The organism is Streptomyces sp. AF1A, assembly GCF_047340315.1.
Taxonomy (GTDB): Bacteria; Actinomycetota; Actinomycetes; order Streptomycetales; family Streptomycetaceae; genus Streptomyces.
Window position 1 is genome coordinate 29,223 of the sequence record NZ_JBLEBI010000002.1, and the last position, 16,958, is coordinate 46,180.

Here is a 16,958-nt window from a genome sequence, read left to right on the forward strand (position 1 = left end):
GGGCGGATGCCTGGGGCGGAGGGATCAGGAGCCCGCGCCGGACGCCGGATCGTTGTCGGGCCGGGGCGCGGTGGCGGGGGCGGTGACGGTGGGCAGGAAAACGGTTCGATAGGCGCGCTGGTAGGCGTCGGCTGCCGCAGGCGGGGCGTCGACCGGGCGGCGAGCGGCGGCCGGCGCGGCGGGATCGAGACCGAGGGCGGCGCCGGCCCAGGTGGCGGCGCCCAGGCAGGCGGCGTCGGGCGCACTGCACACCAGGGTGCGCCACGGTGAGACGGCGGCCTTGATCGCCACCCAGGTGCGCTGGCGCACGGAGCCACCGAGCAGGGTGACGGTGTGCGGTGGCCCGGCGGCGAGTTCCCCTTGTACCTCGGTCATCCAGCGGGCCTGGTAGGAGGCGCCTTCGAGGAGCGCCCTGGCCAGGTCGGGCAGCCCGTGCCGGGGCTGAAGGCCGTGCAGGGCAAGTCGCCGGGCGGGGTCCGGGTGCGGGGCGGAGCGGCCGTAGAGGTACGGCTCGACGCACACCCCGGTCGGCCCCTGGCCCGCCTGCTCGACGAGCGCGGCAAAGCGGCGGTAGCGCTCCTCCGGGGGGACGTGGGCAAGGCCGAGCAGCCGGTTGCAGAACCATTCCACCAGGGCTCCGGAGCTGGACATGCCGGCGACGGTGCACCAGTGGACGCCGTCCACGTGCCGCCCGTACGACATGCCCTGGCGGCCGGTGGTCCGGGCGTCGGGCGCGGCGTCGGCGAGGGTCACCACGGCTTCCGCCGTGCCCATGGAGTCGGCCGCCTCGCCCGCCTCCCGTACGCCCGCCGCCCAGGCGCCGACCAGGTGGTCGTGACCGGCGACGACGACGGGCGCGCCCGGCGCCACCCCCAGGGCGGCGGCCGCGGCGGTATGGATGCGGCCGACCGGCACCCCCGGGGGGGTGCACGGCCGGCATCCGGTCGGCGTCGAGGCCGGCGAGCGCGAGCAGGTCGGCACGCCAGGAACCGGTGTGCACGTCCCACGCCATGGTGCGCTGGGCGAACGTGGCGTGCGTGCCGACGGCCCCGGTGAGGGCGTGGGCCACCAGGTCCGCCGCGCCGGCCCAGGTCCGCATGCGGCGCAGCGCTTCGGGGTGTTCCTCGCCCAGCCACAGCCATTTGGCCAGCGGCACCTTGGGGCTGGGCAGTACGCCGGTGGCCGCGTGCAGTTCGGCGGCGCCGTGCTCGCGGCGCAGGCGCTGGGCGTGCGTGGCCGGTCGTGGATCCGACCAGGACAGCGCGGGCAGCAGCGGGGCGCCGTCGGCGTCCAGCGGTGCCCCGGTCTCGGCCATGCCGGTGATCCCCACGGCGTCCAGACCGCACCCGGCGGCGGCCGTGCAGTCGGCGAGCGCGTCCAGGGCGGCGCGGCACAGTCGGGCCACGTCGTGGGCGTGGCCGGAGGCGTCGACGGGCGTGCGCCGCTGGGCCTGGGCGAGGACGGTGCCGTCCGCCGTGCACAGTACGGCCTTGCAGTGCGTGGTGCCGACATCCACGCCGGCCAGCACCGGGTCGCGCCGCCCGCCGCTCATGGCGTCGGCCCGCCTTCCGGCCGGTCCGCGAGCTCGGGCAGCCCCAGTGCCGCCTCGGCCGCGTACAGCAGCAGTCCGGCGCACCAGGCGTGCGAGAGGGTGAGCAGCATGCCTTTCGCCTGGAAGCAGGAAGTCTGGTAGAAGCGCTCGCTGACCATGCCGCGGTAGGCGTCGAAGTCGCCGTCCTCGCGGGCGACGAACTGCCGGAAGCAGTCGAGGTTCTCCCGGGTGGACTCCAGGTAGTAGCGGTCGCCGGTGCGTCGGGCCAGGCGTGCCATCTCGGGCAGGCACACCAGGCCGTAGGAGTGCAGATGCTGGTTGGAGGGGGAGGCCTGGTCGCCGCCACGGGTGCGGAAACCGTAGCGGCCCAGCAGGGTGCGCGGGGAGAATTCCACGTCGTACGTGTAACGGAAGGTCAGCATCCAGTCGGCGCTGCGCCGCGCCAGGTCGAGCCATTCGGGTGTGCCGTCGGCCTCCAGGAGCGCGGTGTAGGCCATGACGGCGGTGTACCCGTCCTCGGACGTGGGGGCGAGGTCGACGTCCTCGGGCGCCCCGCACAGGAACTCCGAGCGCACGTCACGGGCGTAGCGGCGCCCGGCGCGGCGGGCCGCCTCCAGGTGGCCGGGCAGGCCGAACGCCTCGGCGGCCTCGACCAGGGCCGGCACCCAGGTCAGCCCGGCGGCCCCGGCCCGGGAGAGGACGGCGCCGGTGGCCTGGTGGTAGGCGGAGCCGAGGTGGCCGTCGCCGTCCTGCGCGGCGATCGCGACGGCGAGGTTGCTGCGCACCGCGTGCTCCCAGGCGTGGTGGTCGCTGCCGTGCCGGCGCTCCTCCACGAGGGCGCGGAGCATGAACAGGGTGGCCTCGGCGAGGGTGCGGGCGTGCAGCCGGTCCCGGTCGGGGTGCCAGCCGGTGGTCCAGCCGCGCGTGGCCGTCCACTGGCCCCAGAAGGTGCCGCCGGGGGCCAGATTGCCGGCGATGTGGTCCAGCACCGCCTCCGCCGCCTCGCGGTAGTCGGCGCGGCCGGTGCGCCGGGCGTGGCGCAGCAGGGCGTACGCGTACGGCACTCCGCTGACCCAGCCGACGTGCATGGCCTGCCGGTCGCCGCGTTCGCCCAGCGCCTCGCGGTCGAAGGCGGCGGTCTCCAGCAGCACTGGCGGGTCGGGGCGGTAGTGCCAGCGGTACAGGCCCCAGGCGGCCAGGTCGGCGGCCTCCCCCAGGCCCACCCAGGCCGCCGGGCCGCGCTCGGGACGGTCGCGCTCGTGCACCTCGCGCAGCACCGCAGCGTAGGCGTGCGGGTCGGTGTCGAGCAGGCCGATGCGGAAGGTGACGGTGCGGCTCTCCCCCGGTTGCCAGGTGTGCAGCCGGGCCTCGGCGGGCAGCGGCTGCGCGGAGCCGTAGTAGACGACCGGCTCTTCGCGGTAGGGGAAGTGCAGGCGCAGGGCGGGACGCGAGGTGTCCGGGTCCAAAGACAGGCCCACGCCGGACAGGCCGAGTTCACTGCGTTCACCGGTCATCAGCACCGCCCCGCCGTGGGTGTCGCGGGCGAAGACGGCGGGGGTGGCGCAGCGGTCGGCGCGGAAGGCCCAGGTGTGGCTGACCATGGCGTCGGGGTCGTCGGCGCCGGCCTCGAAGCGGGGGAAGACCCGGTCGCAGTCGGGTACCCGGTTCTCGCCGTAGAACAGGCCCGGTATCAGCCAGCCGGGGTCGTCGGTGGTTCCCAGCTGGACCTCGACGCGCAGGCCGGCGGTGGCGGGCTGCTCGCCGGTCCGCGTGACGGTGAGTGCCGTCTCGCGCAGCCCGGCCGGTCCGGCGGGTGGGGCGAGCACGGCACGGGCGTGGAAGCCCGCGGCCTCGCCGGTCAGCACCATGGAGCCGTCGGCGGTGATGCTGCTCTCCTCGACGGCTACGGGCACGGCGGTGCCGTTGGCGTCCAGGAGGGCCACGAGACAGGGAAGCCGGACGCATCCGCCGCCGGCCTGCGTGCGCAGCTCCACTGCGGCGGCTCGGCCGGAGGTCACGTCAACGGACATGGTGTTCTCCCGTGTTCCAGCCCGATACGCGCACGACCCGGTCGTCGACAGGCGCCTCGCGCCACACCACGTCCACGGATGTCTCCTCTCCGGGCAGCAGGTCGATCACGTTGTCGCCGAACACCGCCCAGCCGGGGCGGTCGTAGGGCCGTGCGTCCTCGAGTATCAGGCCGGGCGCTGCGGGGCCGCCCACATGCCGCAGCCGGATTCTGCCGCGATCGTCGCTCTCCTCGTGTGCTTCGGCGACGGCTTCGATGCGTGCGGGTGGCAGATCGAGCAGCGGGGCCAGGTCGGTCGTACGACTGCACAGGTAGCGGTTGCCGGCCAGAGGCGTCCCTGCGCCGTCGTACAGGGCCAGGTCGAGGAAGAAGACGTCGGTGGCGACGGCTTCGAGGGGGGCGGCGAGGGTGCCCAGGTGCAGCGGGCGGCCGGGCTCCCCGGCTGCCGTCGGGGTCAGCGGCCACGTGCGGCGGGCGGCCTCGGCGCCGTAGGCGTCCACGATCCGGGCCACGGCCGGGCCGGCCGGCAGCGATTCGGTCGCCCACGCCCACACCTCGGCCGTGACCGTCTCGCGTCCGCCCCAGGCGGGTCCGGTGAAGGCGGCGCACACGTGCAGCGGGCGGTAGGCGCGGCGTACGCCGTGGTAGGCGGGTTTGGGATCGCCGCGGTGGTCGACGGCCGCCGTGCACCAGGCGTTGGGGACGGGCTCGTTGAACTGCCAGGGAAGGGTGCCGCTGCTTCGGAAGGCGCGGCGCCGGTTGGCTTCCAGGGCGTAGCGCAGCCCGTCGTACTGCAGATGCTGGCTGGCGCGCCGCATGGTGTCGACGTCGTCGATCCGTGCGCCGAAGGAGTCCTGGACCAGCGGGGCGTTGTTCCACCAGGCGCCGAGGTGGGCGTAGAGCGGGTTGTCGCGGCCGGCGGGCCAGCGGTCCGCCCGGTCGGGGAGAAGGTGTTCGAGGGTGCGGCGGTTGGCCATGCCCTCGACGCCGAACTCGCTGTGCAGCAGGCAGGTTCCGGAGTCGTACAGGCGGTTGTGCTCCGCGATGCCCTGGTGTTCCCAGGGTCCGTGGACGTCGTGCAGGCCGTCCGGGTTGCGGGCGATGTTGTCGGCCCGGTTGAGGAACTCCACGCCGGAGGGCGAGCTGGGCAGCCAGGCCCGCTCGGGGTCGAGCCGGCCGAGCGCGTCGCGAAGGGCGTGCAGCACGGGGGCGGACTCGTCCAGGGGGTTGCCCTTCTCGTCCTGCAGTTCGTTGCCTCCGCACCACAGCACGAGTGAGGGGTGGTGGCGGCGCGGCGGTACGACGGCGTGCGCCTCGCGCACCATCAGGTCGACGAACTCCGGGTCCGAGGCCGGGGTGGAGGCCATGCCGGAGCTGGACATGCTGAACTCCTGCCAGACCATCAGTCCCAGCCGGTCGCAGAGGGTGTAGAACTCCTCGGTCTCCAGCAGTCCCCCGCCCCATACGCGCAGCAGGTTGACGTGCGCGTTACGGGCCAGGTCCAGCAGGTGGGCGAGCTTGGCCGGGCGCGGGACGCCGTACTGGGCGTCGAGGGGCACCCAGTTCCAGCCGTTGGCGTACAGGCGGCGGCCGTTGACGGTGAGGGTGTAGGGCAGCGCGTCCTTCGGGGCACCGTCGTTGGGGACCAGTTCGACGCGCCGGAAGCCGACCTGGAACCGGCGCGTGGTCGTGTGCGGCCCGGAGGTGAAGGTGACCTCCACCTCGTGGAGGTGTTGCTCGCCCGCGCCGTTGGGCCACCACAGCCGTGGCCGCGGCACGCTCAGTTCGATGTGCGCGCCGGTGTCCGCGGTCATGCCCGTGAGGTCGCGTTCCGTCTCGGCGACGACCCGGTCCTGCTCGCGCACCCGTACGGCCAGCCGGGTGCCGTCGGGTGCGCGCTGCCCTTCGGCGAGGGCGAGGTCGGCCTCGATGCGCACGGTGCCCTCGCGCAGCCCTTCGGTTCCGGGCCCGAGCGCGGCGCTGGCGGTGACGCCGCGCAGCCGCGCCGGCCCGCTCACCACCAGCCGGACACCGCGCCAGATGCCCTGGTGGACCATGGGCGGGCAGAAGTCCCACCCGTAGCCCATGCGCGCCTTGTGCACCCGGACCCGGTCGGTGCGGCCGACCTGCGGCTCGCTCTGAGGCGCGGGGTGCACGACCACGGCCAGCAGGTGCTCTCCCCCGCCGCGGACCAGGTGGGTGACGTCGGCCTCGAAGGGACGGAACATGCCTTCGTGGCGGACGACGACGGTGTCGTCGACGAGCACGGTGGCCTCGTGGTCGACACCGTCGAAGCAGAGCACCGCCCGTTCGTGCGCCTGGAGCGGGGGCAGCGTGAAGGTGCGGCGGTAGGCCCAGTTGCGGTTGGGCACCCACTCGCTCAGCAGGCTGTTGCGGCCGACGTACGGGTCGGGGACCTCGCCGGCGCGGTGCAGGTCGTCCAGGACGCTCCCGGGGACGCGGGCCGGGAGCCAGCCGGCCGTCGTGAACGGCTTGTGCGGGCCGATGTGCCACTGCCACTCGTCCCCGACGAAGCCGCGCAGCTGCCAGGCGCCGTCGGCGTCGTCCAGCACTGTCTCGGTCATCCGGCGGCCTTCCCCGCCGTGGCGCCCGCGCCGCCGGATTCCTGGCCGGCCGCGGCGGGGGCCGGCCCGACGGGCTCGTCCAGCGGCCATTCCAGCAAGTCGGTCTCGGTGACCGGCTGTTCGGCGTCGAGCGGCACCCGGAAGGTCTTGATCTCCGCCGGGCCGAAGTCGGCCTCGACCGAACGGGAGAGCAGCGGCAGGTCGATCGTCGTGCGCACCGGCTGCCCTGCCGTCTCCACGGCCCTGACGACGAGGGCGTCGCTGTCGTCCTCGTCCCCCTTGACCACGCTGACGACGACCGAGTCCGCCGCCACCTCCAGGTATCCGCTCCTGCTGGGCAGCGGGCCGGGGTGGTAGGTCTCCAGGAGCGGGAAGGCGGGCTGGTTGAGCTGGGCGGCCAGCCGTACCGTGCCGGCGGCGCGCCAGTCCCCGGTGTGGGGCACCAGGCGGTAGCGGAACTCCTGGCGGCCCTGGTCGAGGTATTCGTAGACGCCGTCCTCGGCCAGTCCCATCGGCTCGTGCCAGGCGTAGGCGGGGCTGCGCAGCGCGGTCATGCCGATGGTGCCGCCGCGCGCGTCGTGGCCGTACTTGCCGTCGTTGAGCACAGAGAGTCCGGCGCGGCGCCCGTCGGGCAGGGTGCCGCTGACGTCCACCCACGCCTGTGCGGACTCCTCGGCGCCGTCGGCGGGGCGTTCGATGTGGCCGTAGGGGATCTCGAAGGTCGCCGACGCGGTGTCGATCGCGGTCGGGAAGCGCAGCTTGAGCAGGCGCAGCCGCTCGTGCCAGTCGACGACCGTGCGCACCTCCAGGGCGCGGGCGCCGGCGGACAGGACCAGTTCCTCGGCCAGGGTGGAGTTGCCGTATGTGCTCTCCACCCGCAGCACCGCGCGCACGGGGCCGTGCTCGACGAGGCGCACGCGGGTGCACCGGAAGGAGCCGAGCTCCTTGTCGTAGGCGTCGATGCGGTGGCCCCAGGTGTCGGAGGGGTCGTCCACGACGACGGCGTGCGGCCCGGGGGCCTCGGGCAGCAGCTCGGCGTCGTTGTCCTTGTCGTACAGGCGGCGCAGCCAGCCCGTCGACGGATCAACCTCGACCAGGAGGTGCTCGTTCTCCAGGACGGTGTCCGTGGCCCGTACGGCGGTGCCGGGTGCGGACTCGCCGGGCAGCAGCCGGTAGACGCGGTAGCCCAGCGGCGGGATCTCGGCGCGGAACGCCAGGCGTCTGCGGCTGCCGGCCATGGTGGCGTACGAGCGTGTGCGCTGCACGGGCACGTCGGTGCCCTCGTCGTCCACCATGCGGGCGGGGGCGTTGCCGGGGAAGCCGGTGAACTCGAACTCGACGTCCTCGCTGAGCGTCCAGGGGTGCGGGTTGAAGACGACCAGCGGGTACATGTCCGCTTCGGCCGGGATGTCGATGAGCCGGCTGATCGACTGGACGGCGCGGTTGAAGGCGGTCGCGGCGATCGAGCAGGCGTGGCCGTACTGGTCTCGGCTGTCCTCGTAGGCCGGGGCGATGGACGTGCCGGCGAGGATGTCGTGGAACTGGTTGAACAGCACCAGCTGCCAGGCCTCGGTCAACTCGGCGCGCGGGTAGGGGACTCCGGCGACGACGCGGGCGACGGCCGACCACTTCTCGGCCCGCTGCAGCAGGTTCTCGGCGCGGCGGTTCCACTTCTTGACACCGGAGTGCGCCGAGTAGCAGCCGACGCCGTGGTGCTGAAGCTCGCCGGTGTGGACGGGGATGTCGGCGCGGTCGCGGACGGCGTCGAAGAAGGCCTGGGGGTGGCTGAGCGGCAGGCGGGGCAGTCCGCCGAGCTCGTCGAGCCGGCGGATGCTGTCGAGATTGGCCTTGGTGGGGCCGCCGCCGTGGTTGCCGACGCCGTAGAAGATCATCAGCTCGGGTTCGTCCGGCGGCATCATGGCGAGGGACTTGTCGATGTGGTTGCCGATGTCCGAGCCGGGCGAACAGTACTCGTGGGGGATGCGGTAGGCCAGGACCCGCGAGCCGTCGGCGGACTCCCACCAGAAGTGCTGGCCGGGCAGCGGCAGTTCGTGGGGGCCGGGGCGCAGGAACGTGTAGGAGTCGATGCGGCTCTTGCGCAGCAGCTGCGGCAGCGCGGCGTTGTGTCCGAACGGGTCGACGTTGCAGCCCACCGTGGCCACGATGCCGAAGCGCTCGTGCAGGTAGCGCTGCGCGTACAGGGCCTGGCGTACGAAGGACTCGCCGCCGGGGATGTTGCAGTCGGGTTCGATCCACCAGCCGCCGACGATCTTCCAGCGTCCTTCGGCGACCCGCTTGCGGATGGCCTCGAACAGCGTGGGGTCGCATTCCTCGACCCACTTCAGGTACAGCACGGAGTCGCAGGTGAAGACGAAGTCCGGGTACTCGTCCATGCGGTCGACGGCGGACTGGAACGTGGCCCGCACCTCCTGGTAGCCCTCGGGCCACTGCCAGAGCCAGACGGGGTCTATGTGTGCGTTGCCGACCATGTGCATGGTGCGCTGACGGGGTCGCATGGGTGTTCCTCTGCTGGGGCGTGCGGCGGTGATCAGGGGTGGGCGGTGGACTGGGACACCGGGTCAGGCGGGGGTCGTTTCCGCTGCCCAGGCGTCGATCTGTTCGCTGAGCAGGTGCAGGAGCAGCAGGTGCATCTCCTGGGTGCGGGCGGTGGTGGTGGAGGGGACCAGCAGCGTCAGGTCGGCGTGTTCGGCGGCCGGTCCTCCGTCGCCGCCGCCGAACAGGACGGTCAGGGCCCCGCGGTCGCGAGCGGTCTTCAGCCCGCGCACCACGTTCTCGGAGCGGCCGGAAGTGGTGAACGCCAGGACCATGTCCCTGGGGCCGGCGAACGCCTCGATCTGCCGCGAGAAGAGGTCGTCGAAGTCGTAGTCGTTGCCGATGCAGGTGGTCACGGACGGGTCGACGGACAGGGCGAGCGCGGGAAGCGGGCGGCGCTCGCGCAGGTAGCGGCCGACGAGCTCCGCGGCCAGGTGCTGAGCGTCGGCCGCGCTGCCGCCGTTGCCGAAGGTGTACAGGCGCCCGCCGGCCTCGTAGACCGCCACCAGGCGCCGGGAGACCTCGAGCAGCTGCGGCAGGAGTTGCTCGACGCGGCGTGCCAGCTCGACGTGGTCGGTCAGTTGCTGCCCGGGATCCTTAGCCATGGAGGCGGTTTCCTTCCGGTCCTTGGGTGGGGGTGACGACTCGTTCGAAGGCCACGGCTGCCGCCCCGACGACGCCGACCCGGTCGCCGCCGTGGGCCTCTTCGATGCGCACCGCACGCGCGGCGGGACCCATCGCCCGCTCGCGCACGATGCGGCGGACGGGAGAGAGGAGTTGCTCGCCGGCGCGCGTGACGCCGCCGCCGAGGACGACGAGTTCGGGTTCGAAGACGTTCACGAGGGAGGTGACTCCACAGGCCAGGGCCTGGGTGGTGGCGACCCACACCTGCGTGGCGACGGCATCCTGCGCGGCGGCCTCACGCGAGACGTCCTCCGCTGTGAGGGGTGAGCATGCCGAGAGCGTGGTCGGCCGGCCGGCGGCCTCGGCCTCGGCGACCGCCTCGCGGGCCCGTTCGGCGATGGACGTGCCGGAGACGTAGGCCTCCAGGCAGCCCGTGCGCCCGCAGCCCCGGCAGTGCCGGCCGTTCCGGTCGACCGTCACGTGCCCCAGTTCTCCTCCGTTGCCGGCGGCCCCCCGGTACGTGCATCCGTCGACGACGACGCCGCCGCCGACTCCGGTGGAGACGGTCAGGTAGATCATGTGGCGGGTGCCGCGGCCGGCCCCGAAGCGGTGCTCCCCCGCCGCCGCCGCCGTGGCGTCGTTGTCGAGGACGGCCGGGAGCCCGTAGCGGTCCTCGGTCAACCGGGTGATCGGTACGTCGATCCAGCCGGGCAGGTGCGGGGGGCAGAGCAGCACGCCCGCCTCCGGGTCGAGCGGGCCGCCGCAGCCGATGCCGACGGCGGCGATCCGCTGCGGGGCCAGCCGGGACTCGTCCACCGCCTTGTCCCCCAGGTCGAACAGGCGGGCCAGGACCGCCTGGACGCCTTCCTGGACCAGGGTGGGCGTGACGAGGAAGGAGTGGACCGTTCCGTCGGCGCCGACGACTCCGGCCGCCAGTTTGGTGCCGCCGATGTCCAGGCCCAGGACCGCCGAGGTGGCCTCCGCGGCTTCGGAGTTGTGTTTCGCTGCCACAAATCTTCCGTCCGTTGTCGTTGTGCCCGTGTGGTGCTCGGTGCTGACCGGATGTGGCATCGTTCCCACATGAGAACGTACCCATAGCGATCAGGCCCGTCAACCAGCGAGCGGCAAGTGATCAGGAATCCAACTGGCGTGGGCGGCTCCGGGATTCGGCGGCCGTCGTGCCGGCAGCCGCCGCCGGATCGGTCCACATCTCCGCCTCCCGCGAGGCGTGCACGATCGTCGCGGGCCAGTCGGGCTCCCACCGCCTGGCGGCCCGCACGCGCGCGACGCTCTTCGCCTTGTCCGCCCCGGTCGCCACGAGCCGTACCCGCCTCGACAGCCCGGCGATCGTCGCCGGTCCCACGCTGACTCCCCGGCGCGGCACCTGATCCAGGGTGCCGAAGTGCGGGAAGGTGACCAGGTTGTCGCGGCGGGTGGACTCGGCGAGCCGGACGACACGGGTGCCTTCGGCCAGGCCGCAACCGGGCGGGTTGAACGCGACGTGGCCGTCGGAGGCGCCGGTGGCCAGCAGGAACAGGTCGATGCCGCCGGCTGCCGCGATCCGCTCGTCGAAGCGCGGCGGGTCGCCGGGATCAGGAACCCACACGTGGTCCTCCCGGATGCCGCGCCCCGGGCCCACGGCCCTGCTCCACGGCTCGGCGATCCGCAGGCGGGCGAAGCGCTCGCAGCTGTGCAGCGCGTCGGCCGGCACCCGGCGCGCCGGTCCGGGCACGTCGTCCAGGTAGTCGTCGAGGTAGTCGTCCATCATCACGATCACGACGTGAGCCAGGTCCATGGGTGCGGACCGCAGCCGGCCGGCGACGGCCTCGTACGTCCCGATCAGGCTGCGGCCGCCGGGGCAGCCGAGCAGATACCTGCGGCCTCGTACCGCGGCGTCGGCCATGCCGGTGACGATCTCGGCGGCCAGGGCCGCCCCGAGCGCTTCGGCGTCGGGGAACACCTTGTGCAGGCTCATCGCGTCACGTCCTGCGCCGCGACCCTGCGCGGCCTCTCCCGCGGCCCGGCCATGGGCGGCACGCCCTCCGGCGTGGTCATGCGCGGTTCGGCGTCCCGGAAGGCACGGCACACGCTCCCCACGGACGCGTCCGTTGCCACCTGGTCCAGCCCGAGCAGCGCGGCACCGGCCACGGGCGGCGCGTCCGGAACGGCGATCCGGAACTCGTCCTCCAAGCCGGGCGCGGCCGCGCGGACCGCGGCGAGCAGTCGGCCGTCCGGTTCCCGGAACAGCCCGCCTCCCAGGACCAGGGTCCAGGCGGCCGAGGCCGGCGCGAACCGCCTGCGCGCGCTGCGCGCCAGGGTGGCGACCTCCACGGCCAGGCCGTCCACGAGGGTGAAGGCCACCGGATCGCCCGCGTCGGCCAGGGAGAGCACCACCGGGACCAGCACGCCCAACTGACGCTCGGTCAGCTCCTTGGCCAGGAGCCGCTCGGCAACCTCCCGGACGGACGCGACGGCCAGACGGTCGCAGACCGCCTGCCGCAGAGCGGTGGCCGGGCCGCGACCGTCCTCGTCGCGCGCGGCGGCCCGGACCGCCTCCCGGGCCAGGAGGTCGCCCGCACCGCTGAGATCGCCGCTCTGCCAGCCCAGCCCGGGGAACTCGAAGCGGCGGTCTTCGGCATGCGCGACGCATTTCAGTCCCGCCCCGCACACGACGCCCACCGCGGGCGCGCCCGGCGCGGCACCGGTGCGCAGCAGTGCCCAGGCGTCGTTGCGCACCTCCACCGAGCCCCAGACCCGTTCGGCCGTCAGGGCCGTGCGCAGGGCCTCGACCTGTACGGGCAGATCGGCCCCGGCCAGGCAGCAGCTGGCGTGCACGCCGGCGAGTTCGTCCGGATCCAGTCCGGCCTCGTGTGCGGCGAGGGCGGCCAACCGTGCGACGACGGCGGCGGTCTGCCGCGGTCCGAGGGCGCTGCCCGGCCCACGCACCCAGGACAGCAGCGATCCCTCCTCGTTCAGCAGCGCCACGTCCGTCTTGGAGTTGCCGCCGTCGACCGCGAGGACGAGGGCCATCACGCCGCCCACGGCAGGTGGTCGCGGTTGGCGGCGAGGATCAGGTCGGTCAGCCGGTCGGCGACGGCGTGCTGGCCGATCAGCGGGTGCGCCAGCAGGGCGCGGAACACCCGGTCGCGGCCGCCGTGCACGGCGGCGTCCAGTGCCAGGTGCTCGTAGGCCGTGACATGGGCGACGAGCCCGGCGATCAGCGGTTCGAGCGGCTCCACCGGCAGGGCCACCGCCTCGTCCTCGCCGACCGTCGCGGGCACCTCGATGACGGCGTCGGCCGGCAGGAACGGCAGCGTCGTGCCGTTGCGCAGGTTGACGACGTGGGTGCGGCCGTCTCCGCCGTGCAGCGAGGCCATCAGGTCCAGCGCGGCGTCCGCGTAGAAGGCGCCACCGCGCCGGGTCAGCAGCTCGGGCTTGGTCTCCACTCGCTCGTCGGCGTACCGCGCCAGCAACTCGTCCTCGATCTCCATGACTTCCTGGGCGCGGACGCCGTCCTTCTGCTGACGCGCGACGACCTCGTCGTGGCTGTAGTAGTAGTGCAGGTAGTACGACGGCACCGTGCCGAGTCGCCGGACGAGGCCGGCGGGGAGCCCCGTGGCCGGAGCCACCCGGTCGGCGTACTCCGCGAGCAGGCGCGGCAGCACGTCGGTGCCGTCGAGCAGGACCCGCCGCTCCCACGTCAGGTGGTTGAGACCCACGTGGTCGAGCGCGACGCGGTCGGGGGCCACGCCGAGCACCTTGGCGAAGTGCCGCTGGAAGACCGCAGCTGCGCTGCACAGTCCGACGACGCGGCGGTGTCCGGCCTGCAACAGGGCACGGGTGACGATGCCCACCGGGTTGGTGAAGTCGATGAGCCACGCGGTCGGGTTGACCGCCCGTACCCGCTCGGCGATGTCGAGCATCACCGGCACCGTCCGCAGTGCCTTGGCCAGCCCGCCCGCGCCCGTGGTCTCCTGCCCCAGGCAGTCGCACCGCAGCGGCAGGGTCTCGTCCCGCAGGCGCGCGGTCTGGCCGCCGACGCGCAGTTGCACCAGGACGATGTCGGCGCCCTCCGCCGCCGGTCCGACGTCGGTGTGCGTGGTGACGGTGGCCGGATGACCGCCGGCGGACAGCATCCGCCGGCTCATCCCCGCGAGCACGCCGAGCCGGTCCTCCGAGACGTCCTGCAGGGCCAGTTCCGTCACCGCCAGGCTGCCTTGCAGCCGTATCAGGCCGTCGACGATTTCCGGGGTGTACGTCGAGCCGCCCCCGATGATGGTCAGCTTCACGATCTGCCTTTCGGGCCGCCGGCGGCGGCCGTTCTCGTCATGCCCTCATGTCCGGAGCGCCGTCCGGACCCGGGCCTTCAGCCCTTGCGGCCCTGGGTGGCGATGCCGTCGATGATGTGCCGTTGCGCAAAGGCGAAAATGATGATCATGGGGATGGTGGCGATCAGGCTGGCCGTCGCGATGATCTCCCAGTGCTGCTCGCCGCCGTTGCCGAACGTGTCGATGATCGACTTCAGGCCGCGCGGGATCGTGAACAGCGAGGTGTCCTGCAGGTAGACCAGCGGCTTGAGCAGATCGCTCCAACTGGCCTGGATCTCGAAGACGAAGACGATCGCCAGGGCGGGCCGGGACAGCGGCAGGGCGATGCGCCAGAACAGCCCGAAGAAGCTGCAGCCGTCCACACGTGCGGCCTCGAACACCTCCCGGGGCAGCGACAGGAAGAACTGGCGCAGCAGGAAGATGTAGAACGACGAGCCGAAGATGTTCTGCGCCCACAGCGGCACCTGGGTTCCGGTCAGACCCAGGTGGTCCCAGATCAGGTAGACCGGGATCAGGGTGACCGCCTGGGGCAGCATCATCGTGCCGAGCACCAGCCCGAACAGCACGTTGCGCCCCGGGAACCGGAAGTACGCGAAGCCGAACGCCACCAGCGCGCTGCTGATCGTCACCGTCGTGGCCGCCGCCAGTGCCACCACGACGCTGTTGCCCAGCCACGTGAGTATCGGCGCGTAGTTCCACACCTCGGAGAAGTTCGACGCCTGGACGTGCTGAGGGACCAGGAGGTTGTCGAAGACCTCGGTGCGCGGCTTGAGGGAGGCGCTGACGAGCCAGATGAACGGGTAGGTGAACACGACGGCCGCGAGGGCCAGGACGACGAGGTAGGGGCCGCGCCTGAGCAGGGGCCGCAGGTCCCGCCTGCGGGCCGCCGCGGGGCCGGCGGTGCCGGCCTCGTCCGGGACGCCGGCCCTGCCGCCGTCGGTGCCGGGAGCGGGTGCCACCGCGGTGCGTGGGATGCCCATCAGTGCTTCTCGCCTTCGTAGTAGACGTACCGGCGCGAGACGCGTACTTGTACGGCGGTGATGACCATGGTGATGAGGAACAGCAGCCAGGCCAGCGCGGACGCGTACCCCATGTGCAGGAACTGGAACGCCTGCTGGAACAGGTAGATGACGTAGAACAGGGCCGCCTCGTTGGAGTACGTGCTGTTCTGCTGGGCACCGAAGAACATCGTGTAGGCCTGGTCGAACATCTGGAGCGCCGCGATGGTCTGGACGATCATGGTGAAGAACAGCGAGCCGCTGATCATCGGGATGGTGACGTGCCGAAACCTGGTCCACGGCCCGGCGCCGTCGAGTTCGGCGGCCTCGTAGAGCTCCTTGGGCACCTGCCGGAGGGCCGCCAGGTAGATGACGACCATTCCACCGACGCCCCAGAGCATGGTGATGGCGAGTCCGGGCTTGACCCAGTGGGTGTCGGTCGTCCAGTTGGGGCCGCTGATGCCGACCAGGGCGAGGGTGCGGTTGAGCAGTCCCTGCTGGCCGTTGAGCAGCAGCAGGAACAGCGCGCCCGCGGCCACGGTCGGCGTCATGACCGGCAGGTAGAAGACGGTGCGGAAGAAGCCCGCCGCCCGGCCCACCCGGTTGAGCACCATCGCCAGGCCCAGGGCCACGGCCATGGCGGTCGGCACGTAGATGGCCACGTACACGAGCGTGTTGCTCAGGGCGTGGGCCACCTTGGGGTCCTGGAACAGCTCGCGGTAGTTCGCGAAGCCCACGTTCTTCGCGGTGCCGATCGAGTTGTAGTCGGTGAACGACATCACCAGGCTGGCGATCATCGGGCCGAGCGTGAAGACGAGGAAGCCGACGATCCACAGGGAGATGAAGCCGTAGGCGGCGCGGATCTGCCGCCAGTCCCTGGTGCGGGAGCGGGGTGCGGCCGGGGCCGGCTGCGGGAGGGTGGCCTGCGTGGCCATCACTTCGCCGCCTCGAACGCCTTGCCCGCCTCGGCCTGGGCCTGCTTCATGGCCGCGCCCGGCTTCTGCTGACCGGACAGGGCCCGGTTGACCGCCTCCTGCCAGGCCGTCTTGATCTCGCTGCCGGCCTTGGAGCCCTGGATGGCGAAGGCGTAGTCGGTGGACGCGTAGTAGTGCTCGATGGCCTGGTGGAAACCGGTCCGGCCGCCCTTGACGTACTTCGCCTTGACCTTCTGGTCGGCCTCCTGGTTCGCGGTCCACAGCCCGGTGAACATGGTCTTGTTCTTCTCCACGGTGGCCTGCCGGGCCGCGCCCGCCCGGAGCCAGGTGTCGGTGCTCGTCATGACCTTCATCCAGTCGACGGCCGCTTCGGGGTTGCCGGAGCCCTTCGGCAGACACCACGCGCTGCCGTTCTCGAAGCTGATCGGCTTGCCGTGCCGGTCGGTGAAGGGGATCGACCGGAGGTCCACCTTGGGCGAGGCCTGCACCAGGACGTTGACGTACCAGCCCTCCCAGGGGAACGCTCCGGCCTGGTCCTTGACGAACTGGTTGCCGGAGCCGAAGAGGTCCCAGGTGTCGCGGAACGCCTTGAAACGCGACCAGCCGCCCTGCTCGTCGATCAGGCTCAGGGCGTAGGTCAGCGCCTCGACGATCCGCGGGTCGTCCAGGTTCGGGGAGCCGTCCGGATGGACCAGGTCCGCGCCGTTGGCCTTCGCCCAGAGCGGCAGGAACTCGGGGAGCTTGGGGTCGAATCCGATGCGGGAGATCCGGTGCCCGGCGGCCTTGTACAACTTCGCGGCCGTGGTGTGCAGCCGGTTCCAGTCGCTGGTGCTCACGTCGGACAGCGACAGCCCTGCCTCGTCGAGCGCCTTGCCGTTCACCAGGATGTTGCGGGTGTTGTAGAACTCGGGGACGCCGTAGACCTTCCCGTCGATCGTCACCTCGTCGAGCGCGGCCTTGCGGTAGGCGCCGGTGTCGATGCCCGCGGCGGCGATCCGGTCGTCCAAGGGCTGGATCACTCCCTGGGCGGCGTAGCTGCCGACGAGGTCGCGGTCCAGGTAGACCAGGTCCGGCGCGTTGCCGCTGGACACCGCGGACAGGAACTGCTGCGGGTCGAAGTCGCCCTCGTTGATGTGGAGCTTGACCTTGGGGTAGGCGCTCTTGAACGCGTTGATGCGGGCCTGCCCGACGTCGTCGGGCTTGCCGAAGCCCTGGGTCGACAACGCTCCCGCGCCGGCCTTGCCGCCCCCGGTGCCGCTCTTGGCGCCGACACCGCCGCAGGCGCTGGCCGAAGCGAGGGCGAGCGCTCCTATCGAGCCGGCCAGAAAGCGTCGTCGAGTGACCATGTCGAACT

The 16,958-nt window shown here is 72.5% G+C and carries 12 protein-coding genes and 1 pseudogene; all 13 read right to left on the reverse strand.

Features of this window, described 5'->3' with window-relative positions; translation table 11 throughout:
* Positions 1-24: 24 nt before the first annotated feature.
* Positions 25-915 carry an FGGY-family carbohydrate kinase gene (locus ACLU3S_RS01210; protein ID WP_413949779.1) on the reverse strand — a complete coding sequence of 297 codons (891 nt, stop codon included), beginning with the start codon at positions 913-915 and terminating at the stop codon, positions 25-27.
* 22 nt (positions 916-937) lie between these two features.
* Positions 938-1,552, reverse strand: a pseudogene (locus tag ACLU3S_RS01215) (FGGY family carbohydrate kinase); the annotation flags it as partial.
* The gene (locus ACLU3S_RS01220; RefSeq protein ID WP_413949780.1) at positions 1,549-3,582 is read right to left on the reverse strand and encodes a hypothetical protein; all 2,034 of its coding nucleotides are present in this window, start codon (positions 3,580-3,582) and stop codon (positions 1,549-1,551) included. The gene ACLU3S_RS01220 and the pseudogene ACLU3S_RS01215, both read right to left, overlap by 4 nt.
* The gene (locus tag ACLU3S_RS01225; protein WP_413949781.1) at positions 3,572-6,166 is read right to left on the reverse strand and encodes a glycoside hydrolase family 2 protein; all 2,595 of its coding nucleotides are present in this window, start codon (positions 6,164-6,166) and stop codon (positions 3,572-3,574) included. Before ACLU3S_RS01225 ends, ACLU3S_RS01220 begins: the two co-directional genes overlap by 11 nt.
* Positions 6,163-8,682, reverse strand: a complete 2,520-nt coding sequence (locus tag ACLU3S_RS01230; RefSeq protein ID WP_413949782.1) for an alpha-mannosidase — start codon at positions 8,680-8,682, stop codon at positions 6,163-6,165. Before ACLU3S_RS01230 ends, ACLU3S_RS01225 begins: the two co-directional genes overlap by 4 nt.
* A 63-nt stretch (positions 8,683-8,745) precedes the next feature.
* The gene (locus tag ACLU3S_RS01235) at positions 8,746-9,324 is read right to left on the reverse strand and encodes an SIS domain-containing protein (protein WP_413949783.1); all 579 of its coding nucleotides are present in this window, start codon (positions 9,322-9,324) and stop codon (positions 8,746-8,748) included.
* Positions 9,317-10,354: an ROK family protein gene (locus ACLU3S_RS01240; RefSeq protein WP_413949784.1), complete on the reverse strand. Its 1,038-nt coding sequence runs from the start codon at positions 10,352-10,354 to the stop codon at positions 9,317-9,319. Before ACLU3S_RS01240 ends, ACLU3S_RS01235 begins: the two co-directional genes overlap by 8 nt.
* A 121-nt stretch (positions 10,355-10,475) precedes the next feature.
* The gene (locus tag ACLU3S_RS01245; protein ID WP_413949785.1) at positions 10,476-11,318 is read right to left on the reverse strand and encodes a hypothetical protein; all 843 of its coding nucleotides are present in this window, start codon (positions 11,316-11,318) and stop codon (positions 10,476-10,478) included.
* Positions 11,315-12,373, reverse strand: a complete 1,059-nt coding sequence (locus tag ACLU3S_RS01250; protein WP_413949862.1) for an N-acetylglucosamine kinase — start codon at positions 12,371-12,373, stop codon at positions 11,315-11,317. Before ACLU3S_RS01250 ends, ACLU3S_RS01245 begins: the two co-directional genes overlap by 4 nt.
* Complete coding sequence (locus ACLU3S_RS01255) at positions 12,373-13,632, reverse strand: 6-phospho-beta-glucosidase (protein WP_413949786.1); 1,260 nt, start codon at positions 13,630-13,632, stop codon at positions 12,373-12,375. Before ACLU3S_RS01255 ends, ACLU3S_RS01250 begins: the two co-directional genes overlap by 1 nt.
* 77 nt (positions 13,633-13,709) lie before the next feature.
* Positions 13,710-14,651, reverse strand: a complete 942-nt coding sequence (locus ACLU3S_RS01260; RefSeq protein ID WP_413949787.1) for a carbohydrate ABC transporter permease — start codon at positions 14,649-14,651, stop codon at positions 13,710-13,712.
* A complete protein-coding gene (locus tag ACLU3S_RS01265; protein ID WP_413949788.1) occupies positions 14,651-15,604 on the reverse strand; it encodes a carbohydrate ABC transporter permease in 954 nt (317 codons plus the stop codon). The genes ACLU3S_RS01260 and ACLU3S_RS01265 overlap by 1 nt, the downstream gene beginning before the upstream one ends.
* On the reverse strand, positions 15,604-16,950 hold the full coding sequence (locus ACLU3S_RS01270; protein WP_413949789.1) for an extracellular solute-binding protein: 1,347 nt from the start codon (positions 16,948-16,950) through the stop codon (positions 15,604-15,606). Before ACLU3S_RS01270 ends, ACLU3S_RS01265 begins: the two co-directional genes overlap by 1 nt.
* Between the last annotated feature and the right edge of the window lie 8 nt (positions 16,951-16,958).

Excerpts from the sequence above, each read along its gene's own strand:
- ACLU3S_RS01220 (WP_413949780.1), bottom strand. The coding sequence starts at position 3,582 with ATGTCCGTTGACGTGACCTCCGGCCGAGCCGCCGCAGTGGAGCTGCGC.
- ACLU3S_RS01225 (WP_413949781.1), bottom strand. The coding sequence starts at position 6,166 with ATGACCGAGACAGTGCTGGACGACGCCGACGGCGCCTGGCAGCTGCGC.
- ACLU3S_RS01230 (WP_413949782.1), bottom strand. The coding sequence starts at position 8,682 with ATGCGACCCCGTCAGCGCACCATGCACATGGTCGGCAACGCACACATA.
- ACLU3S_RS01235 (WP_413949783.1), bottom strand. The coding sequence starts at position 9,324 with ATGGCTAAGGATCCCGGGCAGCAACTGACCGACCACGTCGAGCTGGCA.
- ACLU3S_RS01245 (WP_413949785.1), bottom strand. The coding sequence starts at position 11,318 with ATGAGCCTGCACAAGGTGTTCCCCGACGCCGAAGCGCTCGGGGCGGCC.
- ACLU3S_RS01250 (WP_413949862.1), bottom strand. The coding sequence starts at position 12,373 with ATGGCCCTCGTCCTCGCGGTCGACGGCGGCAACTCCAAGACGGACGTG.
- ACLU3S_RS01260 (WP_413949787.1), bottom strand. The coding sequence starts at position 14,651 with ATGGGCATCCCACGCACCGCGGTGGCACCCGCTCCCGGCACCGACGGC.
- ACLU3S_RS01265 (WP_413949788.1), bottom strand. The coding sequence starts at position 15,604 with ATGGCCACGCAGGCCACCCTCCCGCAGCCGGCCCCGGCCGCACCCCGC.
- ACLU3S_RS01270 (WP_413949789.1), bottom strand. The coding sequence starts at position 16,950 with ATGGTCACTCGACGACGCTTTCTGGCCGGCTCGATAGGAGCGCTCGCC.